The organism is Streptococcus australis (assembly GCF_047463015.1).
Taxonomy (GTDB): Bacteria; Bacillota; Bacilli; order Lactobacillales; family Streptococcaceae; genus Streptococcus; species Streptococcus australis_F.
Map to the genome: position 1 here is coordinate 120,652 of NZ_JASHER010000005.1, position 21,193 is coordinate 141,844.

The 21,193-nt window shown below is 41.8% G+C and carries 20 protein-coding genes, 1 pseudogene and 2 other annotated features (1 of these 23 cut by a window edge); of the genes and pseudogenes, 3 read left to right on the plus strand and 18 right to left on the minus strand.

Going from position 1 to position 21,193, the window contains the following annotated elements; genetic code table 11:
- Positions 1-166: 166 nt before the first annotated feature.
- The 13 genes from ileS to typA all read right to left on the minus strand — a co-directional run bounded on the left by ileS (position 167) and on the right by typA (position 15,153).
- Positions 167-2,959 (minus strand): isoleucine--tRNA ligase, encoded by a 2,793-nt coding sequence (ileS, locus tag QM873_RS06250; RefSeq protein WP_368387467.1) that lies wholly within the window; start codon positions 2,957-2,959, stop codon positions 167-169.
- A 51-nt stretch (positions 2,960-3,010) separates the two neighbouring features.
- Positions 3,011-3,227: a binding site (T-box leader), on the minus strand.
- A complete protein-coding gene (locus QM873_RS06255) occupies positions 3,218-4,063 on the minus strand; it encodes a DivIVA domain-containing protein (RefSeq protein WP_154852217.1) in 846 nt (281 codons plus the stop codon). Its footprint overlaps the feature before it by 10 nt.
- A 9-nt stretch (positions 4,064-4,072) precedes the next feature.
- Entirely contained in the window at positions 4,073-4,861 is a 789-nt protein-coding gene (locus QM873_RS06260) for a YlmH family RNA-binding protein (RefSeq protein WP_343094176.1), read from the minus strand.
- Positions 4,858-5,118 carry a YggT family protein gene (locus tag QM873_RS06265; protein ID WP_006596781.1) on the minus strand — a complete coding sequence of 87 codons (261 nt, stop codon included), beginning with the start codon at positions 5,116-5,118 and terminating at the stop codon, positions 4,858-4,860. Before QM873_RS06265 ends, QM873_RS06260 begins: the two co-directional genes overlap by 4 nt.
- A gap of 1 nt (position 5,119) precedes the next feature.
- Positions 5,120-5,749 (minus strand): cell division protein SepF, encoded by a 630-nt coding sequence (gene sepF / locus QM873_RS06270; RefSeq protein WP_048715778.1) that lies wholly within the window; start codon positions 5,747-5,749, stop codon positions 5,120-5,122.
- A gap of 9 nt (positions 5,750-5,758) precedes the next feature.
- Positions 5,759-6,427 (minus strand): YggS family pyridoxal phosphate-dependent enzyme, encoded by a 669-nt coding sequence (locus QM873_RS06275; protein ID WP_287517163.1) that lies wholly within the window; start codon positions 6,425-6,427, stop codon positions 5,759-5,761.
- Positions 6,428-6,429: 2 nt separating this feature from the next.
- Positions 6,430-7,707: a cell division protein FtsZ gene (gene ftsZ, locus QM873_RS06280; RefSeq protein WP_195324476.1), complete on the minus strand. Its 1,278-nt coding sequence runs from the start codon at positions 7,705-7,707 to the stop codon at positions 6,430-6,432.
- 15 nt (positions 7,708-7,722) lie between these two features.
- Entirely contained in the window at positions 7,723-9,075 is a 1,353-nt protein-coding gene (gene ftsA / locus QM873_RS06285) for a cell division protein FtsA (protein ID WP_048789764.1), read from the minus strand.
- 141 nt (positions 9,076-9,216) lie between these two features.
- Positions 9,217-10,431, minus strand: coding sequence for a cell division protein FtsQ/DivIB (locus QM873_RS06290; RefSeq protein WP_414279003.1), 1,215 nt, complete (start codon positions 10,429-10,431; stop codon positions 9,217-9,219).
- Positions 10,428-11,498: a UDP-N-acetylglucosamine--N-acetylmuramyl-(pentapeptide) pyrophosphoryl-undecaprenol N-acetylglucosamine transferase gene (locus tag QM873_RS06295; protein ID WP_343094179.1), complete on the minus strand. Its 1,071-nt coding sequence runs from the start codon at positions 11,496-11,498 to the stop codon at positions 10,428-10,430. Before QM873_RS06295 ends, QM873_RS06290 begins: the two co-directional genes overlap by 4 nt.
- A 1-nt stretch (position 11,499) precedes the next feature.
- Entirely contained in the window at positions 11,500-12,852 is a 1,353-nt protein-coding gene (gene murD / locus QM873_RS06300) for a UDP-N-acetylmuramoyl-L-alanine--D-glutamate ligase (protein WP_414279004.1), read from the minus strand.
- A gap of 164 nt (positions 12,853-13,016) precedes the next feature.
- Positions 13,017-13,283, minus strand: coding sequence for a DUF3165 family protein (locus tag QM873_RS06305; RefSeq protein WP_023026447.1), 267 nt, complete (start codon positions 13,281-13,283; stop codon positions 13,017-13,019).
- A gap of 22 nt (positions 13,284-13,305) precedes the next feature.
- Positions 13,306-15,153 carry a translational GTPase TypA gene (gene typA / locus QM873_RS06310; protein ID WP_129822300.1) on the minus strand — a complete coding sequence of 616 codons (1,848 nt, stop codon included), beginning with the start codon at positions 15,151-15,153 and terminating at the stop codon, positions 13,306-13,308.
- Between the two features lie 237 nt (positions 15,154-15,390).
- On the opposite strand from typA, the gene QM873_RS06315 reads away from it, so the two are divergent.
- Complete coding sequence (locus tag QM873_RS06315; protein WP_414279005.1) at positions 15,391-16,113, plus strand: 16S rRNA pseudouridine(516) synthase; 723 nt, start codon at positions 15,391-15,393, stop codon at positions 16,111-16,113.
- Between the two features lie 78 nt (positions 16,114-16,191).
- Positions 16,192-17,238, plus strand: a pseudogene (locus QM873_RS06320) (IS3 family transposase).
- Positions 17,239-17,274: 36 nt separating this feature from the next.
- Here the strand turns inward: QM873_RS06320 and QM873_RS06325 are convergent.
- The 4 genes from QM873_RS06325 to QM873_RS06340 form a co-directional block, all read right to left on the minus strand.
- Complete coding sequence (locus QM873_RS06325; RefSeq protein ID WP_411400666.1) at positions 17,275-17,514, minus strand: zinc-ribbon domain-containing protein; 240 nt, start codon at positions 17,512-17,514, stop codon at positions 17,275-17,277.
- Between the two features lie 73 nt (positions 17,515-17,587).
- On the minus strand, positions 17,588-17,932 hold the full coding sequence (locus QM873_RS06330; RefSeq protein WP_048715847.1) for a rhodanese-like domain-containing protein: 345 nt from the start codon (positions 17,930-17,932) through the stop codon (positions 17,588-17,590).
- Positions 17,933-17,970: 38 nt separating this feature from the next.
- The gene (locus QM873_RS06335) at positions 17,971-18,189 is read right to left on the minus strand and encodes a YqgQ family protein (protein ID WP_006596794.1); all 219 of its coding nucleotides are present in this window, start codon (positions 18,187-18,189) and stop codon (positions 17,971-17,973) included.
- A 123-nt stretch (positions 18,190-18,312) separates the two neighbouring features.
- Positions 18,313-18,840: a Dps family protein gene (locus tag QM873_RS06340; protein ID WP_006596795.1), complete on the minus strand. Its 528-nt coding sequence runs from the start codon at positions 18,838-18,840 to the stop codon at positions 18,313-18,315.
- Positions 18,841-18,993: 153 nt separating this feature from the next.
- On the opposite strand from QM873_RS06340, the gene QM873_RS06345 reads away from it, so the two are divergent.
- Positions 18,994-19,653, plus strand: coding sequence for a prepilin peptidase (locus QM873_RS06345; RefSeq protein ID WP_414279007.1), 660 nt, complete (start codon positions 18,994-18,996; stop codon positions 19,651-19,653).
- 6 nt (positions 19,654-19,659) lie between these two features.
- Here the strand turns inward: QM873_RS06345 and trpB are convergent, their stop codons facing one another.
- Entirely contained in the window at positions 19,660-20,847 is a 1,188-nt protein-coding gene (trpB, locus tag QM873_RS06350) for a tryptophan synthase subunit beta (RefSeq protein ID WP_414279008.1), read from the minus strand.
- A gap of 120 nt (positions 20,848-20,967) precedes the next feature.
- Positions 20,968-21,193 (minus strand) — a binding site (T-box leader) (it continues 10 nt past the right edge of the window).

Genomic DNA, 21,193 nt, shown 5'->3' on the forward strand with positions numbered 1-21,193 from the left:
GAAACACAGTTGTTTCAGGCACTTTTCTCACGGCGGAATGTTTTTCATCTTCTTAAATGACTAAAATATGAAAGTCATTTTTTGAAAATCATCCAGCTGTTTTATAAAAAAATAGTTTGTCTGCATTCAAAAAGAAGTTCCATTATGGAACTTCTTTTGATATCTATTATTTTGCTTCAAAACCTTCTGCAACTGCGTCTGCAAAGTTCTCTTCAACGATGCTTGCACAGTGATCACAGATGACTGCGTGGTAGCTGCGTTCTGCTGTTGTTGGGTCGATACGACGGCAACGGTCACATACTTCACCTGCAGCGCGTTCAACTGTGAACGCTACATCCTCGAAGCTAACGGCAGCTTCTGGAGCTGATCCTTCTGCGATGGTCAAGTCTGACACGATCAAGAGTTGAGCTACATTGCTGTTTACTGCTGCGAGTAGAGTTTTGACCACTTCATTTGGATAAACAGTCAAGTGAGCTTCAAGGGATTTACCGATGACTTTGGCATTACGGGCTTCTTCCAAGGCTTTTTGAGCTTGTCCACGGAAGTCCATGAAGGCTGACCATGTATCCAAGATTTCTTCTTGATTAGCGAATGTTTGAGCTTCTGGTAATTCTGACAATTGAACAAAATCTTCGGCTTCAAACTCAAGATATGACCAGATTTCTTCCGCAGTGTGAGGAAGGATTGGTGTCAAGAGTTTGGTGATTTTCACAAGGATGTCATAGAAGACAGTTTGCATTTGACGGCGTTCGAGTGATTTAGCACCTTCAATGTAAACAACGTCTTTAGCAAAATCAAGGTAGAAGGCAGACAAATCAACATTGATAAAGTTCACCAAGGCCTTGTAAATTGTCAAGAATTCAAAGTCTGCATAAGCATCACGAATGGTCTTGACAAGTTGGTTAAAGCGGATGGTCATGTACTTATCAACTGAACGAAGTTCTTCGTAAGCTACTGCATCCTCAGCTGGGTTAAAGTCAGAAGTGTTAGCAATCAAGAAACGAAGAGTGTTACGGATCTTGCGGTAAGTTTCAGAAACTTGGCTCAAGATATCCATAGAGATACGCACGTCGTTGCTTGAGTCTACACTGGTTACCCAGAGACGCAAGATTTCCGCACCAAATTGTTTTTCAACATCGCTTGGAGCAATGGTGTTGCCAAGAGATTTAGACATCTTCTCACCTTTACCATCCAAAGCAAAACCTTGTGACAAGATTTGTTTGTATGGTGCGACACCATGGTTGGCTACAGATGTGATGAGTGATGAGTTGAACCAACCACGGTATTGGTCTGAACCTTCTAGATAAAGGTCAGCTGGGTATTTGAGTTCTGGACGGTTCACTACGACACCATTCCATGATGAACCTGAGTCGAACCATACATCCATGATGTCTGTTTCTTTCTTGAACTCACCATTTGGTGAACCTGGATGGGTAAATCCTTCTGGCAAGAGGTCCTTGGCATCCCGTTCCCACCAGATGATGGAACCATGTTCTTCAAAGAGTTGAGCCACATGCTCGATGGTTTCAGCTGTCATGATTGGTGTGCCATCTTCAGCGTAGAAGATTGGGAGTGGGACACCCCAAGCACGTTGACGAGAGATAACCCAGTCACCACGGTCACGGATCATGTTGTACAGACGGACTTTACCCCACTCTGAGTGGAACTTGACTTTTTCAATTTCATCCAAGATTTCTTGACGGAATTTAGATACAGAAGCAAACCATTGAGGCACAGCACGCCAGATAATTGGTTTTTTCGTACGCCAGTCAAATGGGTAGGAGTGAGAGATTTCTTCTTGAGCAAGGAGCAGGCTACCTAGTTTTTCAATAACTGTTGGCACAACCTTGTCATAGAATTGACCTTCGAACTCTGCACCAGCATTGGCCATCATGATCCCGCGTTCGTTGACAGTTACAGCAACTTCGAGACCATTGGCAACACCGACATTGTAGTCATCCTCACCAAAACCAGGGGCTGTATGGACGATACCAGTACCGGAGTCTGTTGTAACGTGATCACCAAGGATAACGAGTTCATCTACTGCTGTATCCCATGGGTGCTCTGTCACGATGTGGTTCAATTCTTGACCACGGTAAGTTGCCAACACTTGAACATCCGCCCAACCGAATTTCTCAGACAAGCTGTTCAGCAATTCTGAAGCGACCACAAATTTACGAGATTCGCCAGCTGGTTGCACCAAGACATAATCAATATCTGCACCAACAGTCAACCCGCGAGAAGCCGTGATGGTAAATGGAGTTGTTGTCCAAACAACAATGTAAGTATCTGTGTCTAGGATTCCTTTGCCATCTTTGACCTTGTTAGCATAGTAAAGGGAAGTTGAAACCAAGTCATGGTATTCAATTTCCGCTTCAGCAAGAGCTGACTCTGATGACCAAGACCAGTAAACTGGCTTAGCTCCTCGGTAGATGTAGCCTTTGTTAGCCATCTCACCAAATACACGGATTTGCGCCGCTTCATAGTCAGGCGTCAAGGTCACATAAGGATTTTCCCAGTCACCTGAAACACCCAAACGTTTGAAGTCTTCGCGCTGTTTATCTACTTGAGAAAGGGCGTAGTCGCGGCAAAGTTTCAAGTACTCAACCAAGTCCATTTCTTTGCGTTTGACACCTTGTTTAGCCAAGACTTGCTCGATTGGCAAACCGTGTGTATCCCAACCTGGGATGTACGGTGCATAAAAACCTGACATAGACTTAGAACGAACAATGATATCTTTTGAGATCTTGTTCATGGCATGTCCTACGTGGATATTTCCGTTGGCATAGGGAGGGCCATCATGCAAGGTGAAATGTGGTTTTCCTTGGTTCAATTCTTGACGACGTTGGTAAAGCTTTGCTTCTTCCCATTCTTTTTGCCAAACTGGCTCTTTTGTAGGCAGGCCAGCCCGCATCGGGAACTCTGTCTTCCCTAAATTCAGTGTTTCTTTGAGTTTCATGGTGTCTCCTCTAAAAAATAATCATACAAAATAAAAGACCACGACCTCGCCAAAAAGGACGACAAGTCGTGGTACCACCTTCATTCAAGAAAGAGAATCCTCTCTTTCTCCTCTTTTGTCGCTAACGCTGACCAGCGTTAGTGGTTACTCGTTTCACCACTAAGATTTGTAAAAGGATCAATCCTATCAAAGGAAGTACAGGTCTTCCACCATCACCTGCTCGCTAAAACTATTTGATAAGATCACTGTTTTTACAGATTATAAAATTGAAACAGATTCCCGTTGTTCTTCCACTTCTGGTGCATCAATATCAGCAACTAGAGGAGTTTCTACAACAATTTCATCAATAGAATCTTGATCTACCTGATTTTTTTCTGCTTCTTCCAAAGCTTCTTGAACTTTTTCATTCAATCCTTCAAAAGCTTGAGTCGCAGACAATTCACGGTTTACAGCTTCAATATGTTTTTGCAATTCTTCAATTTCTGCGCGTGAGAATTGACGAGTTAAATCAATTGCTTCATCATCGTAGTTATGATGAACTGTTTCTTCCAAAGCTTTTTCGACTACTTCACGGAAAGCTTCATCACTTGTTTGAATATACATAGCAGTTGGGCGAAGAATTTCATCCCATTCTGGTGTATCAATGATGCTCAATTGGCTTTCGATAGTTGATTTCAAGCGTTGGTGGAAGACACGCGTCTTATTCTTCAATTCTTCCGTTTCTACGGCAACTTTCTTGGCATTGTCTGTAGCATGACGAAGAATTTCATTTGCTTTTGCTTTTGCTTCTTCAACTAAATGGTGAGCATCTTGCTCCGCTTGACGAACGATGGTTTCTGAGCGTTCATTTGCCGCATGTTTCACACGTTCTGCTGTATCTTGAGCGATCAATACTGATTGACTCAAAGAGTCCTTCATTTCGTCAAAGTAGTTCAAGCGCTCTTCCAACGCACTAATTTTTGTTTCCAATTCATGATTTTCACGAACTAATTTTTCATAGTCTCGGTAGACCATGTCTTGAAACTCTTCAACTTCTTTAGCATCGTAGCCTCTAAATTTTACATAAAAGCGTTTATCTTTGATTTCTAAAGCTGTAAGTGCCATAGTTCCTCCTTATTTTCTACTGGAAAATACTTCAACCGTTAATTTGTATTTTCCACTTTTTGATAGGCCATTTTCTGATAGTATTTTAAATCGGCCATACTTTCGAACACTAATTAAATCTGCTACTTGGATCATCCGGCTAGGATTATCAATAGTGGCATAGTTTACCTTCACCTGGCCAGACTGAACTAATTGAACAGCTACAGACCGAGCAAGTTTAAAGGTAGAAGCTACTAGTTTATCAAGTCGAACACTAGTAACCAATAGATCTTTGAGTTTGGATGGTTCATCTACGGTGATCCGTTCTCGACAGTCAATCTCACGAATCTTCACAGATGCCTTTGCGATCTTCTTAAGATTCTCTTTGAAATAGGAGGAGAAACGTTCATCCACATAGATATGAATCTTCCCTTGTCCAACTAAAATATCACCAAAAGACTTTCTTTCTATGCCTAATTGATGGAGAAGCGAACCCAAAACTTGAGAGTGACTTAACCGATAAAACTTATCCGGATAAAGAACTTCTAACAGGCTTATTTCAAAATCAGATGCCTCTAACTGATAGTAGCTAGGAGCCAGAATCACTCGTGCATATTCTGTAGGATAGATTTCTGCACTTGAAAACACCTGCAAACCGTGGTGGGCACCAATTTGTCGTAAAATATTAACCTGATGTGGATTTAAAAAGGAAGTCAGTTCAAAACTATACTGTTGCTCCACTCGAGCTACTAATTCTAGAACTCGATCTATAAAGACGTGGTCTTCTGGACTATAGTGTTGATAAAATCCCTTGGTCATATAAATTGCACCAAAAATTGAAGGACAAACCGTTCCACTACGGATAGAGCAAGTAAGGCAAACATGACTGTAAAGTCTAACCCACCAAATTGCAAAGGAATCTTTCTAAATAGGCTCAAAAATGGTTCGACGATCCGTTGAACCATTTTAGCTAAAGCCGATTCTGATGCATTTGGAAACCAACTAAGCAAAGCATAGATGATTAGTACTAGCTCAAAAACCTGAAAGAAATTTCTAACTAATTGTAGGACAAACATATTAACGATTTCGTTTCATATCAAAGTCGTACTCAGCAACTTCGACATCATTTGGAAGGCGAATATCTTCAATATTCACAACGACATTGATTGGTGTTAATAAGTACATAGTACTTGCAACACGACGTAGATTCCCGGCTAATACATAGCGAGCACCATCCAAATAATCCAAACATCTTCTTGCTTGAACTTCTGTCATGTATTGGAAGTCAATAAGAATACTTTCGTTTGCCAACAACAAGTCGACAATTTCAGTTGCTTCTTCGTATTTACGAGGATAGCGAACATCAATTGTAATCTTTTCATCTGCAGCAGAACGATTTCTTGCCAACTCTTGTTGACGTTGATGAAGTCGAGTAATATTTTCAGAAGATGATTTTTGAGATGAAGCTGATTCAACCACTGCTGTAGAAGCTACTTGTGGACGACTTGCTGCAACAGGAGTAGGTTTCTGCTCCTTGGCAGCTACCACAGCTTTTTGACGTGGTTTTGATGATGGTTGTACTGGTTTAGGGGATGCTACAGGTTGGCTAGCTCCGACTGCTTGAGCAGGCGCTTCTTGCACATCGTACTCATCTCCATCTTCAGTAAAATAATCAATCAATCGATCAAATCTATCTTTAAATGACATAATTCTTTCCTATTTGAAAAATGAGGTCCCAATTCGCACAAAAGTCGCACCGTTAGCAATCGCCACATCATAATCACGACTCATTCCCATGCTTAACTCTGTAAAGGGCATATTTTTCAACTGTTTCTTTTGTAATTCTTTTTGAAGTTGGTGAGTTGCTGCAAATATAGCTTGCAACTCGTCCTGACTTGCCTCAAAAGGAGCCATCGTCATTAAGCCAACAATTTGTAGGTTATCCAAGCCTTCTAGTTCAGGAAGAATCGCATCGAGCTCTTCAGGAGCAAATCCATGCTTGCTTTCCTCTCCAGAAATATTGACTTGTATAAAACATTTAATTGGGTGACTCGCCCTTTTTTGAATTTCTTGGGCAAGCTTCATAGAATCTAAAGCATGGAAGTAATCTACATAATTGATAACTTCTTTTACTTTACGACGTTGGAGACTACCGATCAAATGCCAGGTCAGTCCCTCAACTTTTAGAGCTTGGTATTTTTCTAGAAATTTATCAACACGGTTTTCACCGATATGACAGACTCCTGTATCAACCAAAGCCTTAGCTTGGTCGATACCAACATACTTAGTAACAGCAATCACATTGACCTGATCCGTGCGGTTTGCTGTTTCCATTGCTTGTGCAACCTGCGAGAATATTCGCTCTTTATTTTCAATCAGATTCATTCTTAACGATTACGGAAAAATGGTGGTGTTTCCAACTCATCATCTTCTGAAGAAGAATCCACATAGCGTTCAACTTGACGACCAGCGCTAGTATCAGACTGACGTACAATGTTTTCACGACGAATGTCCCAATCTCCAAACGCAGATCCACGAGGTGTTTCTTGTTTAGCACGTGATTGAGGAGAAGGCATTTCGATTTCTTCCTTCAAATCGAATTCGCGATCGAATTGTGGAGTTTGTGGACGTTGTTCACGTGGTCCAGTTTGGTAATAACGTGCTGAACTTGGTGCATGAGATGCAATTCCACTAACTCTTTCAACTTTGTCCTGACGAACACCAGTTGCGACAACCGTTACGCGGATTTCATCTTTCATTGATTCATCAATAGATGTACCGAGCCAAATGTTTACGCCATGACCAGCTGCTTGGTTAACAATTTCAGAAGCTTCTTCTGCTTCAATCAAGGTCATATCCAAACCACCAGTAACGTTGACGATCACATCTTCAGCACCGTCAATGGTTGTTTCAAGGAGTGGTGAGTAGATAGCTTTACGAGCTGCTTCAATGACACGCTCTTCACCATTACCTACACCAATACCCATCAAGGCATTTCCTTTATTTTCCATAACAGTCTTCACGTCAGCGAAGTCAAGGTTGATCAATCCTGGGCTTGTGATCAAGTCAGTGATACCTTGAACCCCTTGGCGAAGGACATTATCTGCTTCGCTCAATGCTTCAAGAAGTGGTGTTTTCTTATCTACAATTTCTAACAAGTTGTTGTTGGAAATGATCAACAAGGTATCCACATGCTCGCGAAGTTCATTGATCCCTTCGATGGCAAAGTTTCCGCGTTTTGTTCCTTCAAATCCGAAAGGACGAGTTACAACGGCTACTGTCAAAGCACCAACAGCTTTAGCAATACGAGCGATGACTGGTGCAGCACCTGTACCAGATCCTCCACCCATCCCTGCAGTGATGAAGACCATGTCTGCACCTTGCAAAGCTTCTGTCAATACTTCTTCACTTTCTTCTGCGGCTTTACGACCAACCTCAGGTTGACCACCAGCACCCAATCCACGAGTCAACTTAGGACCCAATTGGATAACTGTTTCTGCTTTTGCACTTGAAAGTGCTTGTACGTCTGTGTTTGCTGCGATGAATTCTACACCAGCAACTCCTTCGTCAATCATGCGGTTGATGGCATTACCGCCACCGCCACCGACACCGATTACTTTAATAACTGCACCTTGTGCCGCTGCTGTGTCAAATGAAAATGTCATAAATACTTACACTCCTTAATCAAACATATTACCGATTAAATTCTTCATTCGGTCTGTAAAGGTAGTTTTTTCTTCTTGTTTTTGCTCTTCAACTGGATGTTGTTGCTCGACGTTTACTACAGGCTCAATTTCTTCCGGTACATATGCTGGAACAACTGGTTGCTGTACTGGTCGTTCAAACTGAACTGGTTGCTGACGTAGACGTTGATCTCCATGTACAGCAGCTTGAGCAAGAATATCTACATCTGTGAGATTTCCAGCATATTCAGACAAGCTAATCACGTGGGCAAAAGCTGGATTGCGGATACCAATTTGATTTGGAACATACAATTTCACATTTACACCAAAGACTTCTTGCGCCAATTCTTCAATACCAGGGAGAATAGCGCCACCACCGATGATGACAATTCCTCCAGGCAAATCAAGCAAATGTCTTCTTTCAAGATCTTGTTTGATTTGGTCGAAGATGTGTTTGATTCGAGCTGAAATAATCTCTGCCAAATATTTTTCAGATACTTGAACAGGTTCTACTTCACCAATCACCTCAACGTGGAAGACTTCGTCGCCAACTGATGGAACATAAGCTTCTCCATAGTTGAACTTCAAGCCTTCTGCTAATTTTTGAGAAGTCTTCAATACTTTAGAAATATCTTTAGTAACGTAATCGCCACCTTCTTGATAGATATTTGTAAATTGAAGTTCTTGATTTCGAACAGAAGCTACTGTCGTTTGTCCTCCACCTAAATCAATGACGGTCGCACCAAACTCACGTTCTCCTTCGTTCAATACAGATTTAATCATTGCAAGTGGTGAAATAATGATGTTCTCAACTTGCAAACCAGCACGTTCAACTGTTTTCCGTAAATTATGGAGGACAGTTCTAGGGCCAGTATACAAGAGACCACGCATTTCCAAACGGATTCCCATCATTCCACGTGGATCGCGGATTCCTTGGAAACCGTCAACTGTGAATTCTTCTGGAATAAAGGTAATGACTTCACGGTCTGGAGTCATACTCTTTGTCAAAGCAGATCTGACAACATTTTCTACATCTGCATCCGTAATTTCTTTTGAATCACTGGTTACAGGAATCATTCCTTGAGTTGCTTCAATTTGAAGAAGATTCGCTGGCAACCCAACGTTCACAAGATTGATTGAAATTCCTGCTTTTTCTTCTGCTTGGCTTACTGCACTTTTAATCGCATTAGAAGCAGCCTCGATATCAACAATAATTCCATCTTTGACGCCAGCACTTTTTGCATTGCTGACTCCAATTACATTCATTTCTCCATTGACATGTTCTGCCACCAATACTTTTATTGAACTAGTACCGATATCTAAACCTGTAAAAAAGCCGTTTCTAGCCATTACACCAGTCCTCTCTCTTTTGTTTTCCTATACGTCAATTAATAGCTCCGTTTTAGTTAGAACTATCCAAATTTCATTATAACACAAAAATGCCCATAGTGGGCATATTTTCTTTATTTATTTCAGATAATTTATGAGGGTTTACTCAGCGGGAACTTCTTCGTGTTGCTCGGTTACAACTGCACTCTCATCAGAATCTGTCGAGTTAGCATCAGCTTCTTCTGTTTTGTTCCCTTCCCCTTCTTCTTTTTCTTTCTTTTCCTGAGCTAAAGTGGCCATTGTTTCTGCATTGTAACTATATATCCCTGCTTCCATGTCAATGACACTGTCATCTTCAATCAGCTTGCGAATTTGATTGTAATATGGCAATTTACGCTTGATTTGAGATACCGGTACTAGGACCCTAGTGCCATCCTTCATGGTCAGCGTCACCAAATCCTTAGTCACCTTGCTCGGTGTCAAGTCCACTGACTCAATTTTATCGCGCACAGAAGATGGTATTTTCCCCAATTGTTTGACGAATTGTCGGACCAATTCTCGATCAGAAAAACGAACGGCTAGGTAAGTCTTAGGAAGCTGATCCGCAGCAACTGGTGTCTCTACCACTTCCCCATTCTCTAATATAGGATAGTGATCTTCCTCCGTCACATAGTAACCAAAGACCTGGTATTCCTCAACCTGAACCTTAAACGTCGTAGGGAAGGCATAAGTCATCGAAATATCTTTGACCCATGGACTTGCCGCCTTCATATTGGCAAGATAGCGATCCCGATTTAAAAAGGTTGTCAAGGTATAATCCCGATCTTGGATGCGGCTTTTTTCAAACAACAAGGTCTGATCCGCATTTTTATTCCCTGAGAATTCGATGATTTTTTGCTTAGCTAAGGGTGTTAAAAGGTAGGCAGAAAAGACTGCAATCAAGGTACTGATCACCAAAACAGGAATAGCTCGATAGATGTGACGTCTCGCAATCTGACCTTCCTTTTTGGCCTTCTTCGCTAGTTCCTCTTCTTCGAACATTTCTTCTGAAGGCTCTGTTAGGTAGATGATTTTTTCTTCTTCATCCTCTTCGTCTATTTCGTCAGGAAGAGTTTCTTGCACTTCCTCCTCAGCCAGATTAGCCTCCTTCTCTTTTTCTTCTTCTGCAGTCTCGGTATCTTGCTCTTCTGCATTTAAATCTTCAGAGGGAGTTTTTTGATTCAGAAGTTCCTGTCTTTCCTTCTCTTCTTGTGCCTTCTTTTCTTTTTCTTCTTGCTCTTCTAATTGTTTCTTTTTTTGATACTCCTGGTTTCGTCTCTGCCATTCAGAGAGCTTTGTGACTTCTTTAGGAGTATTTTGGTTCTTCTTATCCGTCATTTTTTCCTTTTATTAATTTCTTGATGAACTAGACTGTAAAATTCATCCAAGGAAAGCAATTCATTCGAAGCCTTCATCGCTTGATGGTAGCTTTCAGCCTCTTGGAACATTTTATCCATCATTTCTTGCAACCGATCCATGCTCAATTCTGGCTCGGCGATGGTTTCTGCATAGCCTTTTTCCACAAAATATTGAGCATTTTCAATCTGATCTCCTCGACTAGCTTCTTTCCCTAGGGGAACGATGATATGGAGCTTATTCATGGCCAAGAGTTCAAAAATCGTATTGGCACCACCACGAGTCACTACTAGGTCTGCCTTTTGGAGCAAAGGAAGATAGTGATCCGTTACGTAATCCACGCGATAAAGATGAGGTGCTTGTTCATTCAAAGAGGAGTCCCCTGTCAAATTAATGACATTGTAGCTTGCCAACAAGGCTTCTCGATTTTTTGTGACAAACTCATTGAACACTCGCGCGCCAGCAGAGCCACCCACAAAGAGGAGGGTTGGCAACTGTGGATCAAATTGAGCAAATACTGCTTCCAATTCTTGTGGGATTGGAAGTTGTTCCTGACGAACCTTGGTCACAGCTCCCACATGTTGGGCTTTCACTAGGCTTTTCGGCTGCTCAAAGGTTGTGAACATTTTTGTCGCAAACTTATAGGCAATTTTATTGGCCAAACCCATGGAACGGTCGGATTCATGGACCAATACAGGAACAAAACAGAGTCGTGCAGCCACTACCGGAGGAACTGAAACGAAGCCTCCTTTAGAAAACAAAACCTGCGGCCGTACACGAAGCATGATCCAAATTGATTGGAGAATTCCCCAGAAGACCTTGAAGATATCCAACATATTTTGCCAAGAGAAATAACGGCGCAACTTGCCCGTCGCAATCGAATGGAAATGGATGTCCAAACCAGACTTCAAAATCTCTTGGTGTTCAATCCCTTTCTTGTCTCCAATATAATGAACTTCCCAACCGTCCTCGATGAAGCGAGGGATGAGGAGAAGGTTCAAGGTCACATGCCCAACTGTACCTCCCCCTGTAAATACTATTTTTTTCATATTAATTTTTCAACTCTTCTACTGTTTTAAGAAGCTCATCGCCCCGCACTTCAAAATTCGCGTACATATCCCAGCTAGCATTGGCTGGACTAAGCAAGACGATATCACCTGGCTCAGCTATTTCAAAGGCTTTGCGCGTTGCATCTGCCACATCCGTCGCATCTAGGTAGGCAACACCCGCTTGATCCGCTGCTCGTTTCACCCGTTCAGCAGACTCTCCAAGGATGAGCATCTTTTTAAGACCAGTAATATCTGGCACCAATTCGTCAAACTCATTGCCTCGGTCCAAGCCACCAGCGATCAAGATGACATGAGCGTTATCAAAGCCAGACAAGGCTTTTTGGGTTGCTAAGATGTTGGTAGACTTGCTATCATTGTAGAATTTCACCCCTTCAATCTCAGCTACATACTGCAAGCGGTGCTTCACCCCGCCAAAGGCTGATAAGGTTTCTTGGATAGTTTGATTGTCAATGCCACGAAGTTTAGCCACTGCAATGGTAGCTAAAGCATTTTCTACATTGTGGCTACCTGGTACTCCAATTTGGTCTGCTCGCATAACAGCTTCACCTCGGAAGTAAAGGACACCATCCTCTAAATATGCTCCGTCCACCTTTTCTTGGGTTGAAAATGGCACCACAGTAGCCTCTGTTTGCTGAGCCAAGTCTTTGGCTAGATCTTGGTTAAAGTTTAGTACCACAAAATCCTTGGAAGTCATATTCTTTTGAATCGCCCATTTTGCAGCTACATAGCCTTCGAAAGATCCATGGTAATCCAAGTGGGTCGGCATCAAATTGGTAATGACTGCGATTTCTGGGTGAAAGGCTTCAATCCCCATCAATTGGAAAGAAGATAATTCCATTACCAATGTGTCTTTCGCTGTCGCTGTTTGAGCGACTTGACTAGCTGGAAAACCAATATTTCCAGACAAGAGACCGTTTTGTCCAGCAGCCGTTAATACTTCTCCAATCATGGTAGTGGTGGTTGTTTTTCCGTTAGAACCAGTGATTCCGATGATGGGTGCTTCTGAAATGAGGTAGGCCAATTCAACTTCGGTCAAAACAGGGATGCCTTTTTCAAGGGCCCGTTCAACCATAGGATTCATGTAAGGAATTCCAGGGTTCTTCACCATCACTGCAAAGTCTTCATCCAAGAGTTCCAAAGGATGTCCTCCTGTTACGACTTTGATTCCTTCTTCCAGCAAGCTTTGGGCTGCAGGATTTTCTTCAAAGGCTTTGCCATCATTCACCGTTACGATAGCTCCTAGGCGATCGAGTAGTCGTGCTGCAGATTCTCCAGACTTAGCCAATCCTAAAACAAGGACTTTTTTATTTTTAAATGTTTCAATGACGTTCATAGCATTTTTCTCTCCAATTTGTTCACCTTCTATTTTACCCTTTTTTAGACAAATTAAAAAGTCTAAAGACAGCAAAAATGACCTCTTCAGCATCTTTCATAAAAAAAGAGTCGCCATGATTTTATATCACAACAACTCTATTTTATGGAGACAAGCTCTCCTGTTTATTCTGATTTATCCAAGCGTTTAGAAGACTTGGTCGGCAATCGCGAAATATCAACGAGGGCCAGGTAGCCTACAAAAGCAAGGAAGGCGCCCACAAAAAATTCTGAAGGCAATTGGAAAATTTGGAAAATCGCTAAGCAAAGGAGGATGACCAAAGAGACCAACAATACGACTAGGGTAACTACATTCAGAGTTCCTCTGATGCTCTTTGGAGCTGCAAAAAGGTAAAAAAGGAGGATCAAAATACCTATAATTAAATAAACCATTTTGTCACTCCTTTCTTATTTCTTATTCAGCTGCAGCTGATTTTTTCTTTTTGTTTGCTTTTTCGCGTTCTGCCTTGTTGAGGATTTGCTTACGCAAACGGATTGATTCAGGTGTTACTTCCATGTACTCATCGTCGTTCAAGAACTCGAGTGATTCTTCAAGCGTCAAGATACGAGGAGTCTTGATAACCGCTGTTTGGTCCTTAGTAGCGGAACGAACGTTAGTCATTTGTTTAGCCTTGGTGATGTTAACAGTCAAGTCGTTCTCACGAGAGTTTTCACCAATGATCATGCCTTCGTAAACCTCAGTACCTGGGTTAACAAAGATAGTTCCACGTTCTTCGATAGACATGATAGAGTAGGTTGTTGCCTTACCAGTATCGATAGAAACAAGGGCACCACGGTGACGACCACCGATTTCCCCTGGAATCAATGGCAAGTATTGGTCAAAGGTATGGTTCATGATCCCGTAACCACGAGTCATTGACAAGAATTCAGTTGAGTATCCAATCAAACCACGCGCAGGAACAAGGAAGACCAAACGAGTTTGACCGTTACCTGTTGCAACCATATCCAACATTTCACCCTTACGTTCAGAAAGGCTTTGGATGACAGACCCTTGGTATTCTTCTGGTGTGTCGATTTGCACACGTTCAAACGGCTCACATTTCACACCATCGATTTCTTTAATGATAACCTCTGGACGAGATACTTGAAGCTCGTATCCTTCACGACGCATGGTTTCGATCAAGATAGACAAGTGCAATTCCCCACGTCCTGAAACGGTCCATTTATCTGGTGAGTCTGTTGGTTCTACACGAAGAGAAACGTCTGTTTGCAATTCTGCTTGAAGGCGCTCTTCAACCTTACGAGATGTCACCCATTTTCCTTCACGACCTGCAAAAGGTGAGTTGTTGACCAAGAAGGTCATTTGAAGGGTTGGCTCATCGATATGAAGAACTGGAAGAGCTTCAACTGCATCTGTTGGAGTAATGGTTTCCCCAACGAAGATATCTTCCATACCTGATACGGCAATCAAGTCACCTGCTTTAGCTTCTTGGATTTCACGACGTTCCAAACCAAAGAAACCAAAGAGTTTCGTAACACGGAAGTTCTTCGTTGTGCCGTCTAGTTTAGAAAGGGTTACTTGGTCCCCAACTTTTACTGTACCACGGAAGATACGTCCGATACCGATACGTCCTACGAAGTCATTGTAGTCAAGAAGAGACACTTGGAATTGAAGGGGCTCATCTGAGTTATCAACTGGAGCTGGAATGTGGTCGATAATAGTGTCAAAGATTGGCGCCATGGTCTTTTCTTGATCTGCTGGATCATCTGACAAGGAAGATGTTCCGTTGATCGCTGACGCATAAACAACTGGGAAGTCAAGTTGGTCATCATCCGCACCAAGCTCGATGAAGAGTTCCAAGACTTCGTCTACTACTTCTGCTGGACGAGCAGATGGCTTATCGATTTTGTTAACTACAACGATCGGCACAAGGTCTTGTTCCAAGGCTTTTTTCAATACGAAACGAGTCTGTGGCATGGTTCCTTCGTAGGCATCTACGACTAAAACAACACCGTCAACCATTTTCATGATCCGCTCAACTTCTCCACCGAAGTCCGCGTGTCCTGGTGTGTCCATGATGTTGATACGAGTTCCGTTGTAGGCAACGGCTGTATTTTTCGCAAGGATGGTGATTCCACGCTCTTTTTCAATATCGTTTGAGTCCATTGCACGCTCTGCCAACTCTGTACGCGCGTCAAGAGTTTCAGATTGTTTCAACAATTCGTCAACGAGGGTTGTTTTACCGTGGTCGACGTGGGCGATAATCGCGATATTACGGATATCTTCTCTTAATTTTGTCATGATTTCCTCTATTGTATTCAAAAATTTATTTTCTAACTGAACGATTATACCACAATTTTAAGCAAATGGCATAACTCAGACAAGTGTAAATGTTTTCATGCTTTCTTTCGAAAACCTTCTTTCTCATTCCCACTCCTAACCACTCTATTCATGAAAATCTTTCACCTCTTTATCCCTTTTCTTCATCCTTTTTCCGAATACTTGTGATTCTCTCCATTTCATGCTATCCTGTCTTTTATGAGATTAGATCAATTACTGGCCCACTACCAAATTCCCCGCAAAGAAATCAAACAGAGCCTAGCCAAAAAGCAGATCCTAGTCGACGGACTTGCTACAACAAAATTATCCCAAAATGTCGATACAGGTCTCCAAGAAGTTCGCTGGAAGGATCAGGTCCTTACCGACTGTTCCCATCACTATTTTCTTCTTCATAAACCTCAAGGGCTAGTGACGGCTACCAAGGATGCCCAACATCCTACAGTGTTGGATTTCCTCCGAGCAGAAGACCGGACCCCCAAGACCTATCCTATCGGTCGACTGGATCGGGATACGACCGGACTCCTCCTACTCACAGACAATGGACCTCTAGGTTTCCAACTACTTCATCCCCAATACCATATCGAAAAAGAATACGAGGTAACAGTCAACGGCCCTCTCGAACCCGCTCATATAGAAGAATTTCAAGAAGGAATCACCTTCTTAGATGGGACAACATGCAAGCCCGCCAAACTAAAAATCCTTAACTCCAGTCCCAAAGAAAGCCAGGCCCTGGTCACCCTGTCTGAAGGGAAATTCCATCAGGTGAAAAAGATGTTTCTCTCTGTCGGTGTCAAGGTAACTAGCCTCAAGCGAATCAAATTTGGAGATTTTTCATTAGACCCTAACCTAGCAGAAGGTCAATACCGCCCCTTGAACCAAGATGAATTACAGATTATTAAAAACTATTTAGAAAACAATTGATAAAACAAAAAAAGCTTTAGTTTGAACTGCACCCCAAAAGTTAGACAGAAAAAATCTAACTTTTGGGGTGTTTTTATTATGAAATTGACTTATAAGGATAAAGTTCAGATCTATGAACTTAGAAAACAAGGATATAGCTTAGAGCAGCTTTCAAATAAATTTGGGATAAACAATTCTAATCTTAGGTACATGATTAAATTGATTGATTGTTACGGAATAGAGTTCGTCAAAAAAGGAAAAAATCGTTACTACTCTCCTGAATTAAAACAAGAAATGATTGATAAAGTTCTACATGAAAACTGGTCTCAAGATAGAATTTCTCTCGAATATGCTCTCCCAAATCGTGGTATGCTTCCAAATTGGATGGCACAATACAAGAAAAACGGGTATACTATTGTTGAAAAAACGAGAGGGAGAGTACCTAAAATGGGACGTAAACGTAAGAAAACTTGGGAAGAAATGACAGAACTAGAGCGACTCCAAGAAGAGAATGAACGCTTACGTACCGAGGTGGCTTACTTAAAAAAGTTAAAAGAGCTAGAAGGCAGGGACGAAGCCTTACAACGAGAAAGGCAGAGACAATTAGAGAAATGGCTTCAGGAGGATTTCGACTAGATTTACTTCTTGAAGTGGCTCGTTTACCTCGCTCAACTTACTACTATCAGTTGAAGCAACTGGATAGGCTTGACAAAGATAAAGATCTTAAAGCTGAAATTCAATCTATTTTTACTGAGCACAAAGGAAATTATGGCTATCGCCGAATGACTCTTGAATTGAGAAATCGTGGTTATGTGGTCAATCACAAAAGAGTTCAACGCCTGATGAAGGTCCTTGGTTTAAGTGCTCGAATTCGTCGTAAACGGAAGTATTCTTCATACCAAGGAGAGATTGGTAAGAAAGCAGTCAACCTTATTCAACGGCATGATGGAATCTTTCTTTGGCATTTTGAAATCAGAAATATTTTATGGTTACGAGAATACATTTAAGTCGCTTAACCAATTAGAACAAGCTATTGTAGAATATATTGATTATTGCAACAACAAACGAATTAAGGTAAAACTAAAAGGACTCAGTCCTGTACAGTACAGTACAGAACTAAATCCTTTGGATAAATTAATTATCTAACTTTTTGGGGTCAGTACACTGATAACCTATCTTTTATTAATAGTTTAGATATTGTTCAATTTCGGATTTTTGGATTTCTTTTCCGTAGTGACAAATCGGGCAAGAAAGGAAATAAGTTTTACCGTAAGGAAAGAGCGGAATCCAGTAAAGAGTATACTTGCGTCCGTATTCCGTAATTTCCCAAGTACCAACATTGTTACAATGGCCACATTCGATAGCAGTTTGTGTATGTCCCAATAATTTTTGGTAACCTTTTGAACCCCAAAATAGAATCATTTTATAATCTCCTTAAAATTAATATCATTTCATGATGGCACATCAAGGATTTTTAGCAAAATTTTCCTTGATCTTAATTGGTTTTTACTTTTCCATCCCAAGAATCCAAACCATAGGACAAGATATAGATATCTTTATAGCCCTGTTTTTTCAAGAAGAGGGCTGCATTGGTCACACGGGACCCACGACTGTTCTCATAGAGCAAGACTGGTTTATCTTTTCGAAGAGCAGACAGACTCACTTTTAACTGGTTGGAAGGAATATTCCGAGCTCCCAAAATATGCTTAGCGTGGAACTCATTTGGATCACGCAAGTCCACTAATTGGCCTTTGCGGATCAATTCTTCAAACTCTGCATTGTCCACAATTTTTGCTGCCCGACGGATACGGAAGTAATTGTAGCCCATCCAGCCAAACATCCCTAAAACAATCAACCATACTAAAATATTTGTTAAACTCACTTTTCTTTTTCCTCTTCTAAATAGCGTAATTCCTGTGCGTGTTCTCTACGTAAGACGGCTTCTGCTTCTAGATAATCCAATTTTTCCATCAGCCCAGCGTCATAGATCCTTTTCAATTCAATCTTCATCAATTCGATGTCGTAAAGTCGTTTTCCGACATAAATGATGATTCCAAATTTTTTCAGAAATTGTTGAACGTCGTACAGGGTTTTCATGTGCTTATTCTATCAAATCTTTCAAGTATTTTCAAGATGGCCCCTATTTTATTTACAGGAAAAATCTCATCCAAACAAAAATGAGCCTCCCAAGCAAGGAAGGCTCGTTTGTTTATTTTCAGATTACAAACCTGGTGCTTGACCTAATTCAGCGGCAATCATCCAGATATGTTTTTCCAATTCAGCTTTTGCACCAACAAAGATATCGTTGGTCACGTCATCTCCTTCAGCATCTGTGATATCCAAGGCTTTTTGATAAAGACTTACCAAGTAGCGGAAGATAGAAAGAACACGTCCCAAATTTTCTTCCATAGAGCGTTCGAATGAACCTTTTTCTTCTTGGATGTTGCTGTGTTCCAAGAACTCAACCATGCTAGCGTATGGGGCACCACCCAAGGTAATCAAGCGTTCACTCACTTCATCAAGAGTCGCATCTAAGCTTTCCATGTACTCATCCATTTTTGGATGCCATACGAGGAAACCACGGCCACGCATATACCAGTGCACTTGGTGCAAGGCAATATGAGCGACATAAAGGTCTGCCACCACTTGATTCAAAACCGCTTTTGTATCGGTTAAACTCTTGCTTACTTCGCTGATTGTTGCAAATGTTGCTACATCTTTTGCTGCTTCTTTTTTAATTGTTGTCATAACTAAATTCTCCTTTTTTAGAATTATTCTAATTTAGTTATATTATAATCCTTCTAATTAAGAAATGCAAGAGAAAATGCTTAAATAAGAAAAGTTAGAAAATTGTTTCAGTTCTAATCGTTATTCGTCATCTTTTTTACGAATTATATAAGTATGATTAACTTTTATTTTTTTACAGTCGGTGCCTGCATCGCCTCCTTTTTAGGGCTTGTGATCGACCGCTTTCCAGAAAGCTCCATCATCTGTCCGAGAAGCCACTGCGATCATTGCCAACAGACCTTAAGACCTCTGGACCTGATTCCCATTCTCTCACAAGTCCTCTTTCGATTCCGTTGTCGCTACTGCCAGAGTCCTCTTTCTTATTGGTATGCCCTTTTTGAAGGCTGGAGTGGCCTCCTTTTTTTGCTATGCTATCAGGGCTTTCTTCCCATTCCTCATCTCCTGCCTCTGCTTGGCAGTTGTGTTTTGGCTATCTATGATTTGCGCTCCATGGAGTACCCTCTCCTTCTCTGGCTAATACTCCACACTCTTTGCCTACTTTGCACCGGTCCTACCCTCTTAATGGGAGTCTTTCTCTTCTTAGGAATTCTATCTTGTCTTTACTCCATTGGCATTGGAGCAGGGGACTTTCTCTTACTGGCTACTTTTTCTTTGACCCTCTCAGCTGTCCAAGTTCTCCTAGTCATGCAAGGGGCTTCCCTCATTGGCCTCCTAGTCTTTATCTTTAAAAAAGAAAAAGACCGGATTCCTTTCGTTCCCTGTCTTTTTCTGAGTTATCATGCTCTACTGTTTTTTACAATTTTTAGCAGATAAGATTTCTTATTTTGTAGCTTTCGCTTCTAGATAATCTGCAATAGCAGCTACGTCCTTGTCCCCACGTCCAGAAACATTGATGATGATGATCTTGTCTTTGTCCAATTGTGGAGCACGTTTGACCGCTTCTGCAATCGCGTGTGAACTTTCGATGGCTGGGAGGATTCCTTCTGTCTTACTGAGAAGAAGAAGCGCTTGAACTGCTTCATCATCTGTCGCAGCTACATATTCGACACGACCAGAGTCTTTAAAGAAGGCATGCTCTGGACCAACCCCTGGGTAGTCCAAACCAGCAGAGATTGAGTACACTGGCGCTACTTTTCCATCTTCGCCAAAGACAGCATAGGTTTTCATTCCATCGACAACTCCAACAGTCCCCTTGGTCATGGTCGCTGCGTGCTGATCTGTATCCAATCCATGGCCTGCCGCTTCAACTCCGACCAATTTGACCTCTTCTTCACCTACATACTGGGAGAAGGCACCAATGGCATTGGATCCACCACCGACACAGGCAATGACATAGTCTGGCAAACGACCTTCTTTTTCCAAGATTTGGCGTTTAGATTCTTCACTAATCACCTTTTGGAATTCATGCACAATGGTTGGGTAAGGGTGAGGGCCAACAGCAGAACCCAAAACGTAAAAGGCATCCAGGTCCGCCATCCATGCTCCAAACGCAGCATCAACAGCGTCTTTCAAGGTCTTCGTTCCTGTTTCAACCGCATGGACGGTTGCCCCCATCATTTCCATACGGAAGACATTGAGACGTTGACGCTCCACATCTTCTGCTCCCATGTAGACATCACAAGCCATACCGAACTTAGCTGCTGCGGCCGCTGTAGCCACACCGTGTTGACCGGCTCCTGTTTCGGCAATCACGCGCGTTTTGCCCATGCGTTTGGCCAAGAGGATTTGCCCCAAGACGTTATTTAACTTGTGCGAACCTAGGTGATTCAGATCTTCGCGCTTCAAATAAATTTTTGCCCCACCTAAATGTTCTGTCAAACTTTCCGCAAAGTAGAGCGGAGTTTCCCGTCCAGAATAATCTTTCAAGTAATGTTTGTATTCTGCGATAAATTCTGGGTCATTTTTGTATTGTTCAAAAGTTGCCTCTAATTGATCCAGCAAGTTTTGAATGGGTTCTGGTACGAAAGATCCACCAAATTGTCCGAAATAGCCTTTAGTTTCTGTCATGATTGTGTCCTCTTTTCTATATTTTCAATCCTGTTTATGATTTTTTCTCTCGCTGGCCCTTTGAGCTGCAGTCTCACTGGATTCCTTTGAGATACAAAAAACCTCACACAGAAAAATCTGTGTGAGGACGATTCGATACCGCGGTGCCACCTCAATTGTAGGAAGACATTCTTTCTCCTACATCTCTGACCTGTCTAACAACAGGGTGCACGATAAGGTGTGCTCACCGAATTTTTATTGTTTCAAATTCATCATCATAAACGCATCAGCCCATTTCAAGATTCACCACTGCTTGTTCGCAATCACCACAAGCTCCCTGGAAGTGAGAAAAACCTCTACTTTTCTG